We start from the raw sequence: 18549 nt of genomic DNA, 5'->3' as shown, positions 1-18549 counted from the left end.
TCAGAGGAGGAAATACCAGGCTGATCACCTGTCATAGTTAATATTGCTTGATTATTGATATATTTTATAGTGAATCTATTTTCAATTTTACGTATATATTTGAATTTTTTATTTACAGATTATTGTTACCTTATTTTCCTTTTTATTGACTTAAGACGATGTTTACTGCTCTTTTAATATGGAAGTCTGTACTGAGATTTCTACATAGTAAATTATTAGCGAGTAAAATAATGGATTCACTGTAATATTCCGCTCAGCCTTTTGACTGAACGGAATATCAAATACCTGAAAAATTATACTTATTCAAACAAACGCCGATGAAGCGTTTGAACAATTTGTTCTGCATCTTTGCCTTGAACAAGCAAGCACAGGTTGTGGTTACTGGCGCCATGACTGATCATACGAAGATTGAATCTTTCCAGCACACTAAAAACCTTTTTTCCTAATCCGTTGGTTTGAGAAAGCTGATTACCAATAAGTGCCACCAGCGCCAGATCTTTTTCCACTTCAACTCGGCACAGCGTCGAAAGCTCCGTCATCAGTGCATTGGTCAGCAGGCTGCCATTCGTGCTGGTGGAACCAGTGGCGTCGAGTGTTAATGCCACATTGACTTCGGAGGTCGTGATCAAATCCACCGAGATATTATGACGTGACAGAATGGTAAATATTTCGGCCAAAAATCCCTGTGCGTGCAGCATTTTCAGACTGTGTAGTGTCAGTAACGTCTGTTGCTTGCGTAGAGTAATAGCGCGGAACTGCGGCGCGGCTTCTGTAGTATCGCAAACTAGGGTACCGCCGGCCTGTGGGTTTTTACTAGAGCCGACAAATACTGGAATGCCACAGCGAATAGCGGGAAACAGTGTTGCCGGATGTAGGATTTTGGCGCCAAATGTTGCCATCTCCGCCGCTTCATCAAAGGCAATCTTATCAATTCGTTGGGCGGTTGGAACGACTCGCGGGTCAGTGGTGTAAATGCCCGGAACATCTGTCCAGATATCAACGCGTTTCAGGCCAAGGGCTTCTCCCAAGAGTGCCGCAGTATAATCGCTGCCGCCTCGTCCCAGTGTAGTGGTACGACCGCTCTTTTCACGACCAATAAAACCTTGGGTGACAACCAAGGTATTTTTCAGACGTGGTAAAAGATGTTCTGTTGCCAACGATTGAAGTTGTTCATGGTTTGGTTCAGCACGACCAAAATGATCATCGGTATACATCACTTTGCGTATATCAAACCATTCGGCATCTTTACCGCGTTGGTGAAGCAATTCGGTAAACAATCGTGTGGACATTAGTTCACCGTGGCTGACTAATTCATCTGTCAGAGCCGTAGAGGTTGCCAGAGACGCGGTTTCAGCAAGGGTTTTAATATCTTCCAGTAGACGATTAATCTCTTGACGAATCGTATCGGGTTCATGCAAACGATCAATAATTGCGTATTGAACGGAGTGGATCTGTTTCAAGTAGTCAGCCCGCTTATCTGCATCGCAACCTTCCGCTAATGCAACCAATAAGTTGGTTATACCGGCGGAAGCAGATAGCACAACCACACGTACGGCTTTATTTGCCAGTACGATATCTGCACTGTTATTCATGGCATCGAAATTTGCCACGCTGGTACCACCAAATTTTGCGACTACATGCCCGCCAATTTCAGGGCATTGGGATGAAACAGCACTCATTGCGATAACCTTCTGTTAACTGGATAGTCTTTTAGAAATATCGGGTTAACGGGTTTGAGTCAACGGGGTGAAGAGTTACATCAATATCTTTCATAACGCGATGAGAATCATAAAATAAATTGAGGATAGTCGAGAGAGGTAATTATTTTTTATACACCTCAGCAAATAGAACTAGAAAAACCTAATCGTTTTGACCAATATCAGTGATTAAAGGAAAAGAGGCTTGAATCATAGAATTACAGGTTACAATCTTTCTTTACTCCCAATTAATTACAGCCAGTTGATAGAGAGCATAGCTATGAAAAATATCAATCCTAGTCAAACCTCAGCTTGGAAAGCATTAGAACAGCATTTTGCGCAGATAAAGGATATTCACATACGTGAATTGTTTGAACAGGAGCCAAATCGTTTTGCTAAGTTCTCAGCGACATTTGATGACCAGATCTTGGTGGATTTTTCAAAAAATCACATCACAACGGAGACATTAGAAGCATTACAGGCACTTGCTAAAGAGACGGATGTTGCCGGGGCTATTCGCAGTATGTTTTCTGGTGAGAAAATTAACCGTACGGAAGATCGCGCTGTACTGCATATTGCGCTACGTAATCGCAGCAATACCCCGATTGTGGTTGATGGGGAAGATGTTATGCCGCAGGTCAACGCGGTGTTGGCAAAAATGAAAGATTTCAGTGAACGTGTGATTAATGGCGAGTGGAAAGGTTATACCGGTAAGGTGATTACTGATGTTGTGAATATCGGTATCGGTGGTTCAGATCTTGGCCCTTATATGGTGACGGAAGCGCTGAAACCTTATAAGAATCACTTGAATATGTATTTTGTTTCTAATGTTGATGGAACCCATATTGCGGAGACTTTGAAAGCACTTAACCCGGAAACGACGCTGTTTCTCATTGCTTCCAAGACGTTCACTACTCAGGAAACGATGACCAATGCTCACTCTGCCCGTGACTGGTTCCTAAAAAGTTCGGGTGATGAAGGGCATATTGCAAAGCATTTTGCGGCGCTTTCCACAAATGAGCAGGAAGTTAAGCAATTTGGTATTGATACCAAAAATATGTTTGAGTTTTGGGATTGGGTTGGCGGCCGTTATTCATTGTGGTCAGCGATTGGTTTGTCTATTGCACTTTCTGTCGGGTTTGAAAATTTTGAACAATTGCTTAGTGGGGCGCATGCAATGGATCAGCATGTTGCCAATACCTCATTTGAGCAGAATATTCCTGTATTGCTGGCGTTAATTGGTATTTGGTACAACAATTTCTTTGGCGCAGAAACTGAAGCGATTCTGCCATACGATCAATACATGCATCGCTTTGCTGCCTATTTTCAGCAAGGTAATATGGAATCTAACGGTAAATATATCGATCGCAATGGTCATCCTGTGGATTACCAAACCGGCCCAATTATCTGGGGAGAGCCTGGAACAAATGGTCAGCACGCATTCTATCAGCTTATTCATCAGGGAACTAAATTGATCCCCTGCGATTTTATTGCGCCAGCCATCAGCCATAACCCATTGAGTGACCATCACAGCAAATTGTTATCTAACTTCTTTGCTCAGACAGAAGCATTAGCCTTCGGTAAATCTCGTGAGCAGGTGGATGCTGAATTTGTCGCTAGTGGCAAAACTGCGGTTGAAGTTGAACATGTTGCGCCATTTAAAGTGTTTGAAGGAAATCGCCCGACTAATTCTATTCTGTTACGTGAAATTACCCCATTTAGTTTGGGGGCGTTGATTGCCATGTATGAACATAAAATATTTGTACAAGGCGCGATTCTCAACATCTTTACTTTTGATCAGTGGGGGGTTGAATTAGGTAAGCAATTAGCTAACCGTATTCTGCCAGAACTTAAGGATGATAATAGGGTTGTCAGCCACGATAGCTCGACAAATGGGTTAATTAACCGTTTTAAAGCATGGCGTTAATCACTTATTCTGAATCAGGAAGTTAATTGATATGAGCGAATTATGATGAACATAATTCGCTTATTTTTGGTCAACAATACTTATAGAATCCGTCATAACTTTTTATTCTGTATACCTACAACGTGGTATTCTCTGCGGTTATCAATTGTACTTCCGGATAAAAGAAATTTGTCCTAATGGAAAATCGTATGTCAACTGATTCAATATTAACAACGGCGCCTATTCAATGGCTTTCGGTGGATTCGCCCATTTTGTCTGATCAGGTTTTAGACTGGTTGATGGAATTGGGCTCAATGACCCGCCGTTTTGAGCAATATTGTAACCGTGTGCGAATCATACCATTCAGAGAATGTTTTATTACTGGGGAACAACTTTCTGATGAAAGTGAATGTTTGCCAACAAGCCAAAGATATTGGCTGCGTGAGATCGTACTGTGCGGTGATAATATCCCCTGGCTATTGGGACGAACGTTAATCCCTGAAGCAACATTAACCGGCCCTGATGAAAGTTTGGTTGATTTAGGAACAATCCCACTGGGACGGTATCTTTTTAGTGGTAATAAATTGACGCGGGACTATATTCATGTAGGGCGGCAGGGGAACCGTTGGGCAAGACGATCATTGCTGAGGTTATCAGGCAAGCCATTATTATTAACCGAAGTCTTTTTACCGGAATCACCTGTATATAAAGGTAAAATTTAAAAGGGGGAAACAGAAGTGGCGGGAAGTATGGCGCAAAGTAAATGGCTGGCCTATTGCCGTTTAGTGCGCATTGATAGACCTATAGGTTCATTATTGTTGTTGTGGCCGACTTTCTGGGCTTTGTGGATAGCCGGGAAAGGGATTCCGGATATGCTCATATTATTGGTCTTTACTGCCGGTGTGTTTCTGATGCGTGCAACAGGATGTGTAATCAATGATTTTGCTGACAGAAAATTTGATGGTTACGTAGAACGGACAAAAGCACGCCCGCTGCCTAGTGGCGCTATTAGCGAGAAAGAGAGTAAGATCCTGTTTGTCGTGTTGGCGTTGATTTCTTTCGGGCTAGTGTTGACCTTGAATAAAATGGCGATCGGGTTATCAGTTGTCGGGTTGGCTCTGGCTTGGTTTTACCCCTTTGTTAAACGGTTTAGTCATCTTCCGCAGTTTGTGTTAGGGGCAGCTTACGGTTGGGCTATTCCGATGGGATTTGCTGCGGTTAGTGAGTCCTTACCACTAGAGTGTTGGTTATTATTCCTGGTTAATATCTTCTGGTCGGTTATTTATGATACACAGTATGCGATGGTCGATCGAAACGATGATGTAAAAATTGGCGTTAAGTCCACCGCGATCTTGTTTGGTCGTTTCGATAAATTGATTATAGGTTTATTGCAACTCGCTATGTTACTGGTGCTGGTGCTGGTGGGTTATATGATGAATCTGGGCGGCATCTACTATTGGTCACTGTTGCTTGCGGGTACGCTATTTATTTATCAGCAGAAACTGATTGCCGACCGGGAAAGAACACTTTGTTTTCAGGCATTCCTCAATAATAACTATGTAGGTTTGGTGTTATTCCTTGGCATCTTTTTCAGCTATGTCTGAAACATCTGGTGATAATGTGAATAACCATTATCACCAGTATTTAGAAGTTTATCCTTCCTTGGCACTCTCTTCGGTATCGTTATGCTCTGGCGGCAAACTGACACTTTCGATAGTAAGACGAATCTCCGGTGACATCAATTCACCTAATACCTGATACAGCTCTTGGGTATTTGCTGTAATCGCATTACCACTGTCACTGATATAACCTTCTTCACGCAGTGTATTTACCGACGTAGTAAATACCGCCTTATCAAAGAATTCAGGTGCGTTGATGCCATGCAATACCGACAGACGTTGCGCTAACATCCGGCTCTCTTTTTCCAGCACTCCCCGGCTGATTATTGGGTTGGCGTTCAGTAAAGAGAGTGTGATGGCGTAACGTTGCAGTGTTTCACGGATGCCGGCTGCCAGCAATTGCAGGGGGCGGATACGTGCTGGATTAAGCACCAGCATGCCATGCTCCTTGTTGCAGATAAGGGACTGGCGGGTCAGTTCGTTGATCAGCGTATTAACCACTTCCGGCAGCTCTGCTTTGCTATAACGCATAAACAACTCGGCTTTAAGTAGTGGATAAATGATCGCGACTTGGTTTAACAACGCTTCGCGGCTGATACGGCGATGATGAATAACGATGCAGGCAATCAGTGATGGCAGTACTAAGAGATGTTGAATATTGTTGCGGTAGTAGGTCATCAAAACTGCACGCTCACGTGGCAGAATGATAATGTCACCCATACTGTCTTTGTCTACCTCGAACTTATCCATTTGCAGAGCGTGTTCTAACAACTCCTCCGCGGTTTTCTTTGGTACAGTGACATCGGCAGTGTAGGGCGCATTGTGCATGAGCTGTATATAACAATCCAGTTGCTCAAGCAGTTGCTCACGAGTTAGTGCTCGCTGACGTGACGAAAGCAGGGCAGTTGAACACAAGTTGATTGCATTAGCCGCCGCAGTGTTGTTGATATTTACCATAATCTTCTCAGACAGTTGACTGACTGTCGGATTGAACCATTCGGGGCGATGGAATTCTATTGGATCAATAGAATCGCGCCAGCTAGGAACATGGTTGTTAAGGTATTGGATCAACGGGATGGGTTCGCCAAAGTTCACGTAGCCTTGCCCCAGATTACGAAGTTTGCGCAAACCGCGTATCATCTGGAAAAAACCCTCTTTCTCTTTGGTTGCGCCACGTAGCTCTTTGGCATAGGTGGCAACTTCCATCACATGTTCGTAGCCGATATAAATTGGAATAATGGTAATTGGGCGTGACTCGCCTCTCAACAGCGCTTGTAACGTCATGGACAGCGTACCCGTTTTGGGATCGAGTAAACGACCTGTCCTGGAGCGACCGCCTTCCATAAAGTATTCAATAGAATAACCTCGGGCAAATAACTCACCTAGATATTCCCGGAATATCGTGGCGTAGAGTTTATTCCCCTTGAACGTGCGGCGGATGAAAAATGCACCAAGGCGGCGGAATATTGGCCCTGCCGGCCAAAAATTCAGGTTGATGCCCGCGGCGATATGGGGCGGTACCAAGCCCTGATGATAGAGCACGTAGGAGAGTAATAAATAATCCATGTGGCTACGGTGGCAGGGAGCATAAACCAGTTCGTGGCCATCCTGAGCCAGACGGCGGATACGTTCAGCATTGTGAACATTGATCCCTTGATACAGGCGGTTCCAGGTCCAACCCAGTACACGGCCTGACAGCCGTACCGTTTCATAAGAGAAATCCGCAGCAATCTCTTCCATCATGTTAATGGCATTCTGCCGGGCTTTCTCATGTGAGATTTTCTTGCTGCGGGCTTCATCAGAGACTGCCTTTTCTATCGCTTTTGATGCTAGTAACTTGTTAAACAGATCCTGACGAACCGGCAGGCGCGGTCCAACGGCTGCCAGGCGTTGACGTGAATAGTGCATTCGTGCCACGCGAGCCAGCTTATGGGCAATAGTCTTGTCAGTGCCATGCTCAGTTGCCATATAGCGTAGCGATACTGTGTTTGAAAAGCGGACAAAACTATCTCGGCCTAGCCAGAGAATAGCAAAGAATTTTTGGATACCATTGAGTAGCCGCAAATGTGGAGCGCTCTGCCCTTCGCGTCCGGGGGAACGGCCGAACATGACAGAAACTGGCAGCATTTGGATATCCAGATTTGGATTATTGCGATGCAGATCCAGATAATCATGGAAAATTTTTACGGATTCTTGCTTTGGCGCACAATAGCGGAATACACGTGGGCCATTATCGATAAATACATAGCTAGGAAGTTCAGTGTCTCCGATCTCCAGTGAATTTAATGGGTCCGGCAGATCCTGTTCAAGACATTGCTGACGTAATGCCAGTAAGTCTGCTTTGGAGTGATACGGCAGCACGTACAGAATCGGGCGTGTCGTATCGAGCCGCAATTCAGTAATAGGATCTGTGGGGATGAGTTTGCTCTTTACCAGTATTTTTAGTGGTAAATTCAATAATTTATAATATATTTTACGCCAACTTGACATAAATATCTTGAAGCCTCTTGTTAGCAACACGTTGCCAGCATATCAGAAACGGGTGTTGAGATCTGTTGTGTTAAGACAATAATAAAAGGGGAAAGTGTCAAATAACCTTATATTTGGTGTGAATAATTTATGGCGAATCAATCCAAGGGCTTGGCCCGTATCATGAAAGCAATCGTATATTCTATGAAAGGCATTAGGGCAACATGGAAAAATGAAGCAGCTTTCCGGCAGGAAATAATCTTAGCGATATTGGCTATGATGGTTGCATTTTATCTGGACATCGGCGCAATTGAACGCATTTTATTGATTGGTTCAGTGATGCTGGTGTTGATTATGGAAATCTTGAATAGTGCTATTGAAGCAGTGGTTGACCGTATTGGCAGTGAGTTCCATGAACTGTCTGGTCGTGCGAAAGATATGGGATCGGCGGCTGTCTTTCTAACGATGATTCTGTCATTAATTGTCTGGGGGACCATCCTTTGGCGCTATTTTATGGCATGATTTAGTTTAATAGTTAGGTATTATATTATAATTGGCTAATTTTCTACCCTGGTAGGTTCCCAATCGTTATTTAGCTGTATATACTCACATATTGACTGTATAAACAAACAGGGGACGAAATGAAAGCACTTACCGCAAGGCAGCAGCAAGTTTATGACTTGGTGCGTGACCATATTTCGCAAACGGGGATGCCGCCAACGCGTGCTGAAATTGCAGCACGTCTTGGCTTTCGTTCACCTAACGCGGCTGAGGAACATTTGAAAGCATTGGCTCGTAAAGGGGTGATAGAGATTGTCGCTGGGGCATCTAGGGGTATCCGTTTGCTGGTTGAAGAATCTGGTTTACCGTTAATTGGCCGTGTAGCCGCAGGTGAACCACTGTTGGCACAGGAGCATATTGAAAGTCATTATCAGGTTGATCCGGCACTGTTTAAGCCAAGTGCAGATTTCCTGTTGCGGGTCAGCGGTATGTCTATGAAAGATGTTGGGATTATGGATGGTGATCTATTGGCCGTGCATAAAACACAAGATGTTCGTAATGGGCAGATTATTGTTGCTCGCATTGAAGATGAAGTGACGGTAAAACGTTTTAAACAGACTGGGAATAGAGTTGAATTGCTGGCAGAAAACCCCGAATTTAAGCCAATTGTGGTGGATTTGCGTGAACAGAGTCTGACAATTGAAGGATTGGCGGTTGGGGTGATTCGTAACGGCAATTGGTCTTGATAGTAAAATATTAGATTGTTGTTTTTGAGATTGTTAAAGAATTGCAATATTCCGGCAGAATCATGTTATTGAATTTATCGTTTTGGTCATGATTATCTTAAACGTGATTCTGCGGTTGTTTATTTCAGTCTGGCTCTGTACCAAAAGTAAGTATTTACTTACTATTTCTTTTTTACTTCAATACTGTGGTCATGCTGGCATTCATCTCGCTTAATACAGGATTCGATCTCTTCACAAGGTGAGCATAAGCCATGCGCTTCGATGATGGTATGGCGTAAACTGAACCCGGCTGTTTTTGCTAGTTGTTGGATGGCGGATTCGACGGTTCCACCATCTCGTTCCGTAACAGAACCACAACGGTCACAAATGAACATCGCTGAGGTGTGACTTGGTTGTTCAATATGGTGACATAGGACATAACTGTTGGTGGATTCTATTTTATGAATAAACCCCTGTTCCAACAGAAATTCCAGTGCCCGATATACGGTAGGCGGTTTGGCCTGCGGTTCTGCTTCCCGTAGCAAATCCAGTAAATCATAAGCACTGATTGCCCCTGGCTGCTCTGAAATGAGACGCAAAACCTCAAGTCGTTGCGGAGTGAAACGGACTCCACGAGCCTGGCAAATAACTTCGGCCTGTTCCAGTAACTTCTTTTGATTAATCAATTTCATTGCGCCTCTTACAACCAGTACGATAATAATATTGTGATGTTATCATGTTTCTTCAATAGAAAATATTATCCGGTAAAGTTCATTGTGATTGTCCCCTGATGGAGTTAATTTGGCTAAATTGGTACTTAATAGCAAAAATAATGTTTTCTTGAAGTTTATGATAATGCAGACAAGAATTATCGTATATGACAGATAATTTTCGGAAAGGAAGCATTTGTGATGAAAGAGCTTTTACAAAATCAGCCTCATTATAGACAGTTCCCTGTCAAAGGCTATCAGGTAATGAAGCATATTATCTGTGAAAAAAGAAAGTTACCTTTTCTAAGAGCATTATATGCATTGATTAATATTTTATTTGTAATTGCAGTATGTATGGGTATTGTATTATCTGTAGCAATTGTTTTATTTATAATAGGTAATGTATCTGTCCCTGATACCGACTATTTACTTCTGGCACAAGTAGGCGGTGTAGCATTATTGGGTGTAATGTTACTCTCTGTGATTATTTATCGCATTGTTAAGCGTCCTGAATGGGAACAACGGCGTTATTATCAACAGGCAGGTTTATCTCTTTTACCAGAAGAGAAGCGGCAGGCATTACGGTTAAATATTGTTAGTGATTATTGGTTAGGTTTTTGGAGTGAAACTCTAGAGCATTATCCTCTACAGTCACGGGTTGCCCATGATAACTATCGTTACTGCCTGCTTCCATTATCTCTGACCCAGGAACATCAATTCCAATTATATAGCGACTGGGGAATTATTGATGAAGAAGGGTATATGAAAATGCTAACGGGTTTGTGGGAAGGGGTACATTCAAAACATTTTGCTATTGATGTTGCTCTTAGTGATGGGAAAATGTTTAAAGTGCTTGCCAAATTAGTTGAAGTAACACCTGATTATATTCATAAATGTGCCAAACCTATTAATAAACGTCCTCCTGCATTAGTGTGGGGATTTGATTTGTGGCTGGCGATTGTTTTAAGTCGTAACTGTTTTTGTGCCGGTTATATCAGTGAAGAAATGGCATGGAAAAATATGCTGAAAACCGCTGATTATGTTTATGAAATCTTCGGTAATTTTGATGAGTTTTATACAAATTTTCGGCTAGGAAATGCTTACTGGAGTAATGATTTTAACCGGTCTAAAGAACGGCTGGAACAATTTAACTATTATAAGTCACATTGTGACTGGCCAATTGCGAGTTTGCCGTGGCCTGAACCAAAAGGCGTTATTATGGAAAGACAGATGATGACAGGCTTTTCTGCATTAGTAGAAGATGTTTTACGTAGTAACATGGAAGAACAAAGTTATGAATTTGATATTACTGAGCTGTCAGCGTCTCGTGTACTCCATTAATATTTACATGAAATCTTTCCCTTTGAAGAACATTTCAAAGGGAAATAAATAATTAATATAGGGAATATGGCGTAATAAGTGAGAGAACGGATTTTTTCATTATGGTATCTATCATTTCTAAAGGTAACATAATTCACCCCGTTTCCTGAAATCACTTGTTTCAAATGAAACGGGGCCAATATTTGCTTTACTAGTTAATGGGTTAAATCAAGCTAATAAATTTTCTCTCTATATCTTTAATGGCTGCACATCCTGCTAACTTCATGCAAAGTTTTAGCTCATCTTTAAGCAGGTTTAAAACGGAAGTTACGCCTGGCGCTCCACCTAATGCCAGCGCATATAAAATGGGCCTGCCGATAGCGACAGCTTTGGCGCCTAATGCGAGAGCTTTAAACACATGGGTACCGCGGCGGATGCCGCCATCTAAATAGACTGGGATTTTAGATCCAACAGCTTCAACAATGTGTGGTAATGAAGCGATTGCTGCCGGGACAGTATCCAACTGTCGGCCGCCGTGATTAGAAACTTGAATCGCTGCGGCGCCGTGATCAACACATTCTTTAGCATTTTCGGCGGATTGAATACCTTTTACGATGATTGGCAGACCTGATTCCTTGGCGAGAAACTCCAGGTCATTAAAATCAAGATCCCGTTTAAAGAGCGCTGTAATCTCTGATAAGCTTGCCCCTGCGGGAACGCCTGGAATATTCGGAAATGGTAATGAATGTGGGAAAACAAATTTATTACGTTTATCGGTTTCTCTGTTACCACTCCACTCTAAATCGACCGTAAAGACGATTGCTGTTGCCCCCATTGCTTTGGCTCGGCGTATCATTTCGCGGTTAATGCCCATATCTTTGGTAAAATAAATTTGGAACCATTTGGGGCCATTACTCACTTTCCCTATCTCTTCAAGAGGTGAATTAGCCAGAGTTTGTGCGGTAAACAGTGTGCCAGCATCGGCAGCGCCTCTTGCTGTTCCCAATTCAGCAGTCGTATGAGATAGCCCATGTGCTGCCATTGGGGGAATGAAAATAGGTATATCCACTTTACTGCCGAGCAATTCGGTTGTTGTGTCAGGCTCTTTTATTCCTGCGAGATAGCGGGGAATAATTTGGAAATCGTCAAAGGCTCTGGTGTTTTCACGTAGAGTCCATTCATCACCTGAGCCGCCGCTGATATAGCCAAATTGGGGCGCAGGAATCAATTTACGCGCTTCTTCTTCCAGGTCATAAAGATTAATAATATCAAGGGATTTTTCTGCACTATTTGTTTTGTAGGCTCCTGTCAGTTTTATGTTAGCAGTTGCAGCGTTGGCTGAGGATACAGCAGATAGCGTACCGGCAGCAGCAAGACTTAATCCTCCAACTATGACGTCTCTTCTTGATGGCATATAATTTTCCCTTACTTAGTAGGTTTAATAAGTATTGACAATAGAATTTGTCCACATATTAAGAATAGACCTATTCTGGATAATTCAAGCTAATAAATCCTTAAGAATGTTTTTATAAGCTGATAAAGCCTATTGGAACTGGAGATTTTTGGTATGAGAGGAGTATCACAAAATTCAAATTAAAGTAAGGTGAGTTATTTTATTTGCTTACCTGAGTTTTGGGGAGTAGTTCAAACAGAGGGGGATGCTGAATGTAAATAATCAGATTTTGGTATAAACTTGTTTTAAAATATTTAATTGTTACCTTTATTAATTATAAGAAAATAGTTAATTACACTAAGTTATAAAAATATTTCATCATTCATTATCAGAAAAAGGCTATTATTGAAATGCGTTCTAAAATTATATGCGATGAACAGGTAGATATTTTAGATTTCATTATCTCAAAGTCTTATTTAATGAAAACATAAGTTTTTTCCTTAAGGAGAACTCATGAGTAATAAGAATGATTTTAAAGCCTTTTCCATTGGCCCGGATGCGAATATTGTTTCTCAGGAGGAATATGAAGGAAGTCAGGAATTGAATATGGGGATTTTACCCAATGTTATTTCCATTGATTTATTAAATAAGGTCTTGCGTCAATCGTCAACTATATCATCAGTAGTAGCTAATTTTATCTCTACACAATGTGGTGATGATGTTTTGGATGATGGTGATATAGACAAGCTCACTACCCAATTAAATACAGCTTTAGAGCAAAAAGCTTTAATAGAAATCCCAAGTGCTTCATTAACACAAAAAGGTGTTACTCAGCTTACAGATGTACTTGGTGATAGTGACATGTTAGCTGTTACGCAAAAGCTGGCTCAAAATATAGTAAATTCGCTTAGTGAGCATATTAATAGCAGAGTACCTAATATTCGGCAGGTGAATGGTAAGGAATTATCTGAGAATATTGATCTGGATGCTGTGGATATTGGGGTATACACAAAAGAAGAAGTAGATAACCAAGTTAATGCCAAAGGTAATAAGAATACTGCCAGTAAAGCGATTAATGGTTGGTGGAAATGTGGAGATACAGGCGTTATTTACCAATGGGGTCGTACTAAGGTCATTGATGCTGGCCATATAGAACGTATTCAATTGCCAATTAGTTTCTCCAATACGCATTACGCCGTCAATATTAACTCTATTCAAAGTAAAATGGGTTTTATGGGGGCATCTGTTGGCTATGTAAATGTAATTGATCATTCATCTTTCGATTTATTAAATTCTTGGGTAAATGCCAAATGGGATAGCCCATTCTTTTGGATAGCGATAGGATATTAATTATGTATTATTACAGTGCAAAAACAAATGCTTTCTACCCGGTAGAATTGAAACAAAATTATATTGCTTCTGGCTCACTGCCGGATGATATTATAGAAGTCAGTAACGATGTTTATCAGGAATATGCTGCTAATCATGCGCCAGAAGGAAAACACCGTGTAGCAAATAAAAACGGTTTGCCAGAGTGGGCAGATATTCCCCCGCCAACGAAAGATGAATTACGGCAACATGCTGAATTCCAAAAACAACAACTCATTGCTGAGGCAACCAATCAAATTGCGCCACTGCAAGACGCTGTTGATTTAGGTATTGCGATTGAGGAAGAGAAAACAGCTTTATTGGCATGGAAAGAATACAGAGTCATACTTAATCGGATAGATGTTTCACAGGGAATGGATATTGATTGGCCGGAAAAACCAAAGGGATAAATAGACGCAATTTTTTAATCCACCCCAAAAATTGACCTGTTTGATTTTTGGGGGATATCCGGTTTTAAACTTAAACCTTAATTGTTGATTATTTGCTTTAAACTAACTTCCTTTTGGTTGTTTTTTATTTTTATGGTGACTATTTCTAAGTTGATTAAATGATTATGATATGATTTATAACTTGACTTTAATGGATATGATTGATAACTTTATTTGCTGATTTTTTATTTTGTTATTTCATGGGAATTATATTCCATATAAATTAATGGAGGAAAATAATGATAGACTTTAAAGGATTAGGTCATATTAATATTGTTGTAGATGATATGACGGCGGCAATAGATTTTTATAAAAATCTATTTGGTGCAATACCTAGGCAATTCTTTCCTCATTTTAAAAATAAGGGTTTTGCAAAATCAGCCGGTTTTATTGATAACCCTGAACAGGTTGATGTATCAATAGCATTTCTGGAAATTCCTGGGACTGGGATTTTTATTGAATTAATGGAATATCACAGCCCAATTGGAACAAAAAGAATTGAAATAAAAGAAGCCAATGATATTGGTGGTATTGGGCATATTTGTCTTAGAGTAAAAAACATAGATAGTGTATTTGAGCATATAAAAAATTCGCCTGATGTAAAATTAATAAATTCATCACCACTATATAAGCCATACAAAATAGATGAAATTACCAGTGATGAATTTATCTTCTTTAACGAAGAGGATGAAAAAAATTCTGTTTTAAAACAAGAAACTTGTGAGATTATAGGTAAGATCAGATATTTTTATTTTATAGATAAATATAATATTCAATGGGAATTCGAAGAAGGGCATGATGATATTGGCACTGATTAAGTAGTGTTGAATAATTATTTACTGATCTGCTGGCCGGAAGTAAGTAGTGTCGTTACAAGTGTAGTGAGGTATCTTCGGATGGGCTGAATTAGTTGCGTTATTTATGGGGAGTAACTCCCACGCTTAAAGAGCGGAGAAATCGCATGAAAGATGAAATATTTGCCGATCTGCTGGCCAGTGTAGAAGAAATGGTGAAAATTGAGAATGGTGAGCTGACACCGAAACCGGAACATGTTCATACTTTCACCGAAATTGATGTTAAAGCAATACGCGAAGCTACCGGCTTGAAGCAGCAAGATTTTGCTGTGGCGGTCGGGGTAAGTTATGACTTGGTGAAAAGTTGGGAAAGCCAACGCCGTTATCCCACTGGCGCATCAAGAAAACTGTTGTTGTTGCTTCAGGCGAATCCTTTTATTATCAACCAGCTTAAAATGATTTAATTGAGCGACAGCAGGATTAGGAACTGTACGAAAAAGGGCTGTAGTCAAAGGTTCGGTACCAGTCAGATCTGTTGACAAGAACTGAGCTTGAGTATATGCACGACAGATAAAAATAGCCCAGAAGATTGGGCTATTGTGAAAGTTGTATTAAGAAAAAACGACTTTAAGGCTACCGGGTGTTCGGCGTGGTTTCCCGATCACAATCTGAACGTCCCGCCCTAGTCGATTCAGGCAATCTAGCATTTTTGCCTCGCTGATCCCCCGGAACTGCCCACGTAGCATGTTAGATAAGCGGGGTTGAGTCATGCCTAACAATTGTGCGGCTTTTTCCTGTGTTAGGCGGCGGCTTTTAATGATGTTGCCGATGGTGGTAGCAAGTTGTGCTTTGACTTGCATTTCTTCGGCATCTGCCGTACCGAGATCGGCATAAATGTTACCGCTACTGACTTCGATATTGTGGTTCATATTATGTTCCTCTGGCATGGTCTTCTGCGATTTTCAATCGTTCACGAATTTTATCCGTATCTGGCTTAGGTGTTGCTATCCCTGTCGATGATTTCTTCTGAAATACATGCAGAACATAGATAGCAGTTCCAAATTTAACGGTATATACCGCCCGGTAAGTGTCGCCAATGTAGTCTTCTACGACTTCTAATACACCGGCACCACCAAATCCTTTCAATGGCTTGGCCTGCGAATGTTTTCCCCCAGTCTGTGCAACATGTAGGGCATAGCCAAAAATGTCTTGAACATCATCGGGAAGCGACTGGAGGTCTTTTTTACTGCTACCAACCCAATAAAGAGGTTTCATTACGCGAGATTCCGTGCATTGATTTATACCTATATGGATATAAAATAACATAAATAGAAGGACCATGTGTAGTCACATTGAGGGAGAAAATGAGCACAATCAGGTAACCTCGAAAGGGTAGAGGAGATAAAAACATTACCCGGTCACTGTATGCGTTTGCAAGAGGTCAGAATATCTATCTGCTACATGCATTCGTGAAGAAGACCGACAAAACCCCGGCAGCAGCCATCAAGACAGCCCATACGAGGCTTAAGGAGTTCAAATGAAACCAATATCACTGATCGAATTGAAGGAGTTGATGTTGAATGACGCGGAGTCTATCGCTGCGTATAAGGAGGCCGACAAGGGCTTGAAAAAATCCTCTTGGCGCAAGTATGAAGACCTTGGAACGTTATGCGGCAGCGTGTGGCGCGGTTATTAACTTCAACGTTCAATATCAGTAAAAGGAATGGGACTTTGGTCCCGTTTATCCCTTTAGCTGAAATAATTACGCTAAAGTCAACGTACTCTGCGTTTCCCCAAAATATTCCTGATAGCAAATTGTACGGCTCTACATTAAATCACCTGTGATACTTCTTAACGTCAATTGTCAACGATACCTAATAGTGTCATCAGTACGGGGACGTTTCACTATGCTATAGTAGGCCGTAATTTAATATCATTCTCCGCAGTATATTCCCTTATTTATGGGGTACTGAGAATGCCAAAATAATCTAAAAAAGTATAGCAATGCACCAAAGTAAAGAAATTCAAAAAACGTTTAAATTCAGCGAGAAAGATAGAGAAACAGTCAAATATAGTCCTAACCGTTTCTCCGTAGCTCCGATGTTGGACTGGACAGATCGCCATTGCCGTTATTTCCATCGTTTATTAAGTCAGCAAACGCTGTTATATACAGAAATGGTGACAACCGGGGCGATTATTCATGGTAAAGGCGATTATCTGGCATACAGCGAAGAAGAACATCCGATAGCACTACAACTGGGTGGCAGTGATCCGCAGGTGTTGGCGCATTGTGCGAAGATTGCACAGGAACGTGGCTATGATGAAATTAACCTAAACGTCGGTTGCCCCTCTGACCGGGTGCAAAATGGCCGTTTTGGTGCTTGCCTGATGGGGGAAGCTGAACTGGTCGCTGATTGCGTCAAAGCCATGCAGGATGTGGTTAATGTGCCGGTGACAGTTAAAACCCGTATTGGTATTGATGAACAGGACAGTTACCAATTCCTATGTGATTTTATTGATGTTGTTGTGCAACGCAGTGGTTGCAATATATTTACCATTCATGCTCGTAAAGCTTGGCTTTCTGGTTTAAGTCCAAAAGAAAACCGTGAGATTCCACCGCTGGATTATCCACGAGTTTATCAATTGAAAAAGGATTTCCCTCAATTAACGATTGCTATTAATGGCGGTATTAAATCGTTGGAAGAAGCGAAACAGCATTTACAATATGTGGATGGAATTATGGTTGGGCGTGAAGCTTATCAGAACCCGTCTATTCTGGCACAGGTTGATCATGAATTATTTGATGCTTCAATGCCGGTGGTTGATACCGTTGCGGTGGTCAAAGCACTTTATCCTTATATAGAGCAGGAATTATCAAAAGGAACATATCTGGGGCATATTACCCGCCATATTTTAGGTATTTTTCAAGGAATTCCGGGGGCGCGTCAGTGGCGTCGTCATCTTAGTGAGAATGCCCATAAACCGGGTGCGGATATTTCTATTGTGGAAAAGGCACTAGCTATGGTGACTGAGCGGATGTAATATCCGCTCATTTTACTGTTAAAGGCACAGTCATATATGAGAATTGAGCACTAAAATATTTATGGATATTGCGTGATTTTTTACTGTGCTTTAATCTGTTTTTTCGAGTTAGTTTTTCATTATCGAACAAAAATAGATATCCATATATCTTTGCTAAATATTGTGATGCTGTTCGAATAAATTAATTTTGTCATATTGGGATCTGGACAACTGTTCCGAGCAATAATATCCCAGTTTACGTGATTCTTGCTGATAGTAAGTACATAGCAACTGTTTTTTTAGGTATTATTCAGCACGAAATGTATTAATATTAGGCATTTCTATTTTTTTAATAATGATATATTATGATTATTAACGGTAGACAAGGACTAAGGTATCCAGAAGTTATTGATTGCTTAATGGATATTAAATAAATATCGAATAGTAAGGCAGGGTGGGATCTCACACTTTTAATAAGGTTATTTTGGTTAAATAAAAATCAGAACATGACTTTTTATAGGTATTTCTCTCATTAAAACGTTAAGATCTCTCTCTTCCATAAAAAAGCGATCCTAAT

The 18549-nt window shown here is 41.1% G+C and carries 19 protein-coding genes; 13 read left to right on the top strand and 6 right to left on the bottom strand.

Annotated features, from left to right (window positions below; translation table 11 throughout):
* Positions 1-299: 299 nt before the first annotated feature.
* Positions 300-1679: a lysine-sensitive aspartokinase 3 gene (lysC, locus tag EAE90_RS20875; RefSeq protein WP_214055121.1), complete on the bottom strand. Its 1380-nt coding sequence runs from the start codon at positions 1677-1679 to the stop codon at positions 300-302.
* Positions 1680-1977: 298 nt separating this feature from the next.
* Between lysC and pgi the strand changes: the two genes are divergently transcribed.
* The 3 genes from pgi to ubiA all read left to right on the top strand — a co-directional run bounded on the left by pgi (position 1978) and on the right by ubiA (position 5207).
* On the top strand, positions 1978-3624 hold the full coding sequence (gene pgi, locus EAE90_RS20870) for a glucose-6-phosphate isomerase (RefSeq protein WP_214055120.1): 1647 nt from the start codon (positions 1978-1980) through the stop codon (positions 3622-3624).
* 188 nt (positions 3625-3812) lie between these two features.
* Complete coding sequence (gene ubiC, locus EAE90_RS20865; protein ID WP_214055119.1) at positions 3813-4325, top strand: chorismate lyase; 513 nt, start codon at positions 3813-3815, stop codon at positions 4323-4325.
* Positions 4326-4352: 27 nt separating this feature from the next.
* The gene (gene ubiA, locus EAE90_RS20860) at positions 4353-5207 is read left to right on the top strand and encodes a 4-hydroxybenzoate octaprenyltransferase (RefSeq protein ID WP_214055118.1); all 855 of its coding nucleotides are present in this window, start codon (positions 4353-4355) and stop codon (positions 5205-5207) included.
* 48 nt (positions 5208-5255) lie between these two features.
* Here the strand turns inward: ubiA and plsB are convergent, their stop codons facing one another.
* Entirely contained in the window at positions 5256-7712 is a 2457-nt protein-coding gene (gene plsB, locus EAE90_RS20855; RefSeq protein WP_214055117.1) for a glycerol-3-phosphate 1-O-acyltransferase PlsB, read from the bottom strand.
* A gap of 129 nt (positions 7713-7841) precedes the next feature.
* Between plsB and EAE90_RS20850 the strand changes: the two genes are divergently transcribed.
* Both EAE90_RS20850 and lexA read left to right on the top strand, forming a co-directional pair.
* Positions 7842-8213 (top strand): diacylglycerol kinase, encoded by a 372-nt coding sequence (locus EAE90_RS20850; RefSeq protein ID WP_214055116.1) that lies wholly within the window; start codon positions 7842-7844, stop codon positions 8211-8213.
* A 119-nt stretch (positions 8214-8332) separates the two neighbouring features.
* Entirely contained in the window at positions 8333-8938 is a 606-nt protein-coding gene (gene lexA / locus EAE90_RS20845; protein WP_214055115.1) for a transcriptional repressor LexA, read from the top strand.
* A gap of 161 nt (positions 8939-9099) precedes the next feature.
* On the opposite strand, the gene zur is transcribed toward lexA, so the two are convergent.
* Positions 9100-9609, bottom strand: a complete 510-nt coding sequence (gene zur, locus EAE90_RS20840; protein WP_214055114.1) for a zinc uptake transcriptional repressor Zur — start codon at positions 9607-9609, stop codon at positions 9100-9102.
* Between the two features lie 219 nt (positions 9610-9828).
* Here zur and EAE90_RS20835 point away from each other — a divergent pair, with 219 nt between their 5' ends.
* Positions 9829-10968 (top strand): DUF1266 domain-containing protein, encoded by a 1140-nt coding sequence (locus tag EAE90_RS20835; protein WP_214055113.1) that lies wholly within the window; start codon positions 9829-9831, stop codon positions 10966-10968.
* A gap of 202 nt (positions 10969-11170) precedes the next feature.
* Here the strand turns inward: EAE90_RS20835 and EAE90_RS20830 are convergent, their stop codons facing one another.
* The gene (locus EAE90_RS20830; protein ID WP_246551022.1) at positions 11171-12361 is read right to left on the bottom strand and encodes a lactate oxidase; all 1191 of its coding nucleotides are present in this window, start codon (positions 12359-12361) and stop codon (positions 11171-11173) included.
* Between the two features lie 492 nt (positions 12362-12853).
* Here EAE90_RS20830 and EAE90_RS20825 point away from each other — a divergent pair, with 492 nt between their 5' ends.
* The 4 genes from EAE90_RS20825 to nadS all read left to right on the top strand — a co-directional run bounded on the left by EAE90_RS20825 (position 12854) and on the right by nadS (position 15415).
* Complete coding sequence (locus tag EAE90_RS20825; RefSeq protein ID WP_214055112.1) at positions 12854-13690, top strand: gp53-like domain-containing protein; 837 nt, start codon at positions 12854-12856, stop codon at positions 13688-13690.
* A 2-nt stretch (positions 13691-13692) separates the two neighbouring features.
* Complete coding sequence (locus tag EAE90_RS20820) at positions 13693-14118, top strand: tail fiber assembly protein (RefSeq protein ID WP_214055111.1); 426 nt, start codon at positions 13693-13695, stop codon at positions 14116-14118.
* Between the two features lie 278 nt (positions 14119-14396).
* Entirely contained in the window at positions 14397-14975 is a 579-nt protein-coding gene (locus EAE90_RS20815) for a VOC family protein (protein WP_214055110.1), read from the top strand.
* A gap of 143 nt (positions 14976-15118) precedes the next feature.
* Positions 15119-15415 carry a NadS family protein gene (nadS, locus tag EAE90_RS20810; RefSeq protein WP_036778106.1) on the top strand — a complete coding sequence of 99 codons (297 nt, stop codon included), beginning with the start codon at positions 15119-15121 and terminating at the stop codon, positions 15413-15415.
* 147 nt (positions 15416-15562) lie between these two features.
* Here the strand turns inward: nadS and EAE90_RS20805 are convergent, their stop codons facing one another.
* Both EAE90_RS20805 and EAE90_RS20800 read right to left on the bottom strand, forming a co-directional pair.
* Positions 15563-15880 (bottom strand): helix-turn-helix domain-containing protein, encoded by a 318-nt coding sequence (locus EAE90_RS20805; protein WP_036778104.1) that lies wholly within the window; start codon positions 15878-15880, stop codon positions 15563-15565.
* Between the two features lies 1 nt (position 15881).
* Positions 15882-16226: a type II toxin-antitoxin system RelE/ParE family toxin gene (locus EAE90_RS20800; RefSeq protein ID WP_036778159.1), complete on the bottom strand. Its 345-nt coding sequence runs from the start codon at positions 16224-16226 to the stop codon at positions 15882-15884.
* Positions 16227-16360: 134 nt separating this feature from the next.
* Between EAE90_RS20800 and EAE90_RS20795 the strand changes: the two genes are divergently transcribed.
* The 3 genes from EAE90_RS20795 to dusA all read left to right on the top strand — a co-directional run bounded on the left by EAE90_RS20795 (position 16361) and on the right by dusA (position 17993).
* A complete protein-coding gene (locus EAE90_RS20795) occupies positions 16361-16492 on the top strand; it encodes a type II toxin-antitoxin system RelE/ParE family toxin (RefSeq protein WP_082303661.1) in 132 nt (43 codons plus the stop codon).
* Positions 16489-16647 carry a hypothetical protein gene (locus EAE90_RS20790; protein ID WP_338049278.1) on the top strand — a complete coding sequence of 53 codons (159 nt, stop codon included), beginning with the start codon at positions 16489-16491 and terminating at the stop codon, positions 16645-16647. Before EAE90_RS20795 ends, EAE90_RS20790 begins: the two co-directional genes overlap by 4 nt.
* A gap of 308 nt (positions 16648-16955) precedes the next feature.
* The gene (gene dusA, locus EAE90_RS20785) at positions 16956-17993 is read left to right on the top strand and encodes a tRNA dihydrouridine(20/20a) synthase DusA (protein WP_214055109.1); all 1038 of its coding nucleotides are present in this window, start codon (positions 16956-16958) and stop codon (positions 17991-17993) included.
* The last annotated feature ends 556 nt before the right edge of the window (positions 17994-18549 follow it).

The sequence above is a fragment of the Photorhabdus caribbeanensis genome (assembly GCF_018448885.1).
In the GTDB taxonomy this organism is placed as follows: Bacteria; Pseudomonadota; Gammaproteobacteria; order Enterobacterales; family Enterobacteriaceae; genus Photorhabdus; species Photorhabdus caribbeanensis.
Note: the sequence above shows the minus strand (reverse complement) of the source record. Positions and strands in the feature narration are given on the sequence as shown.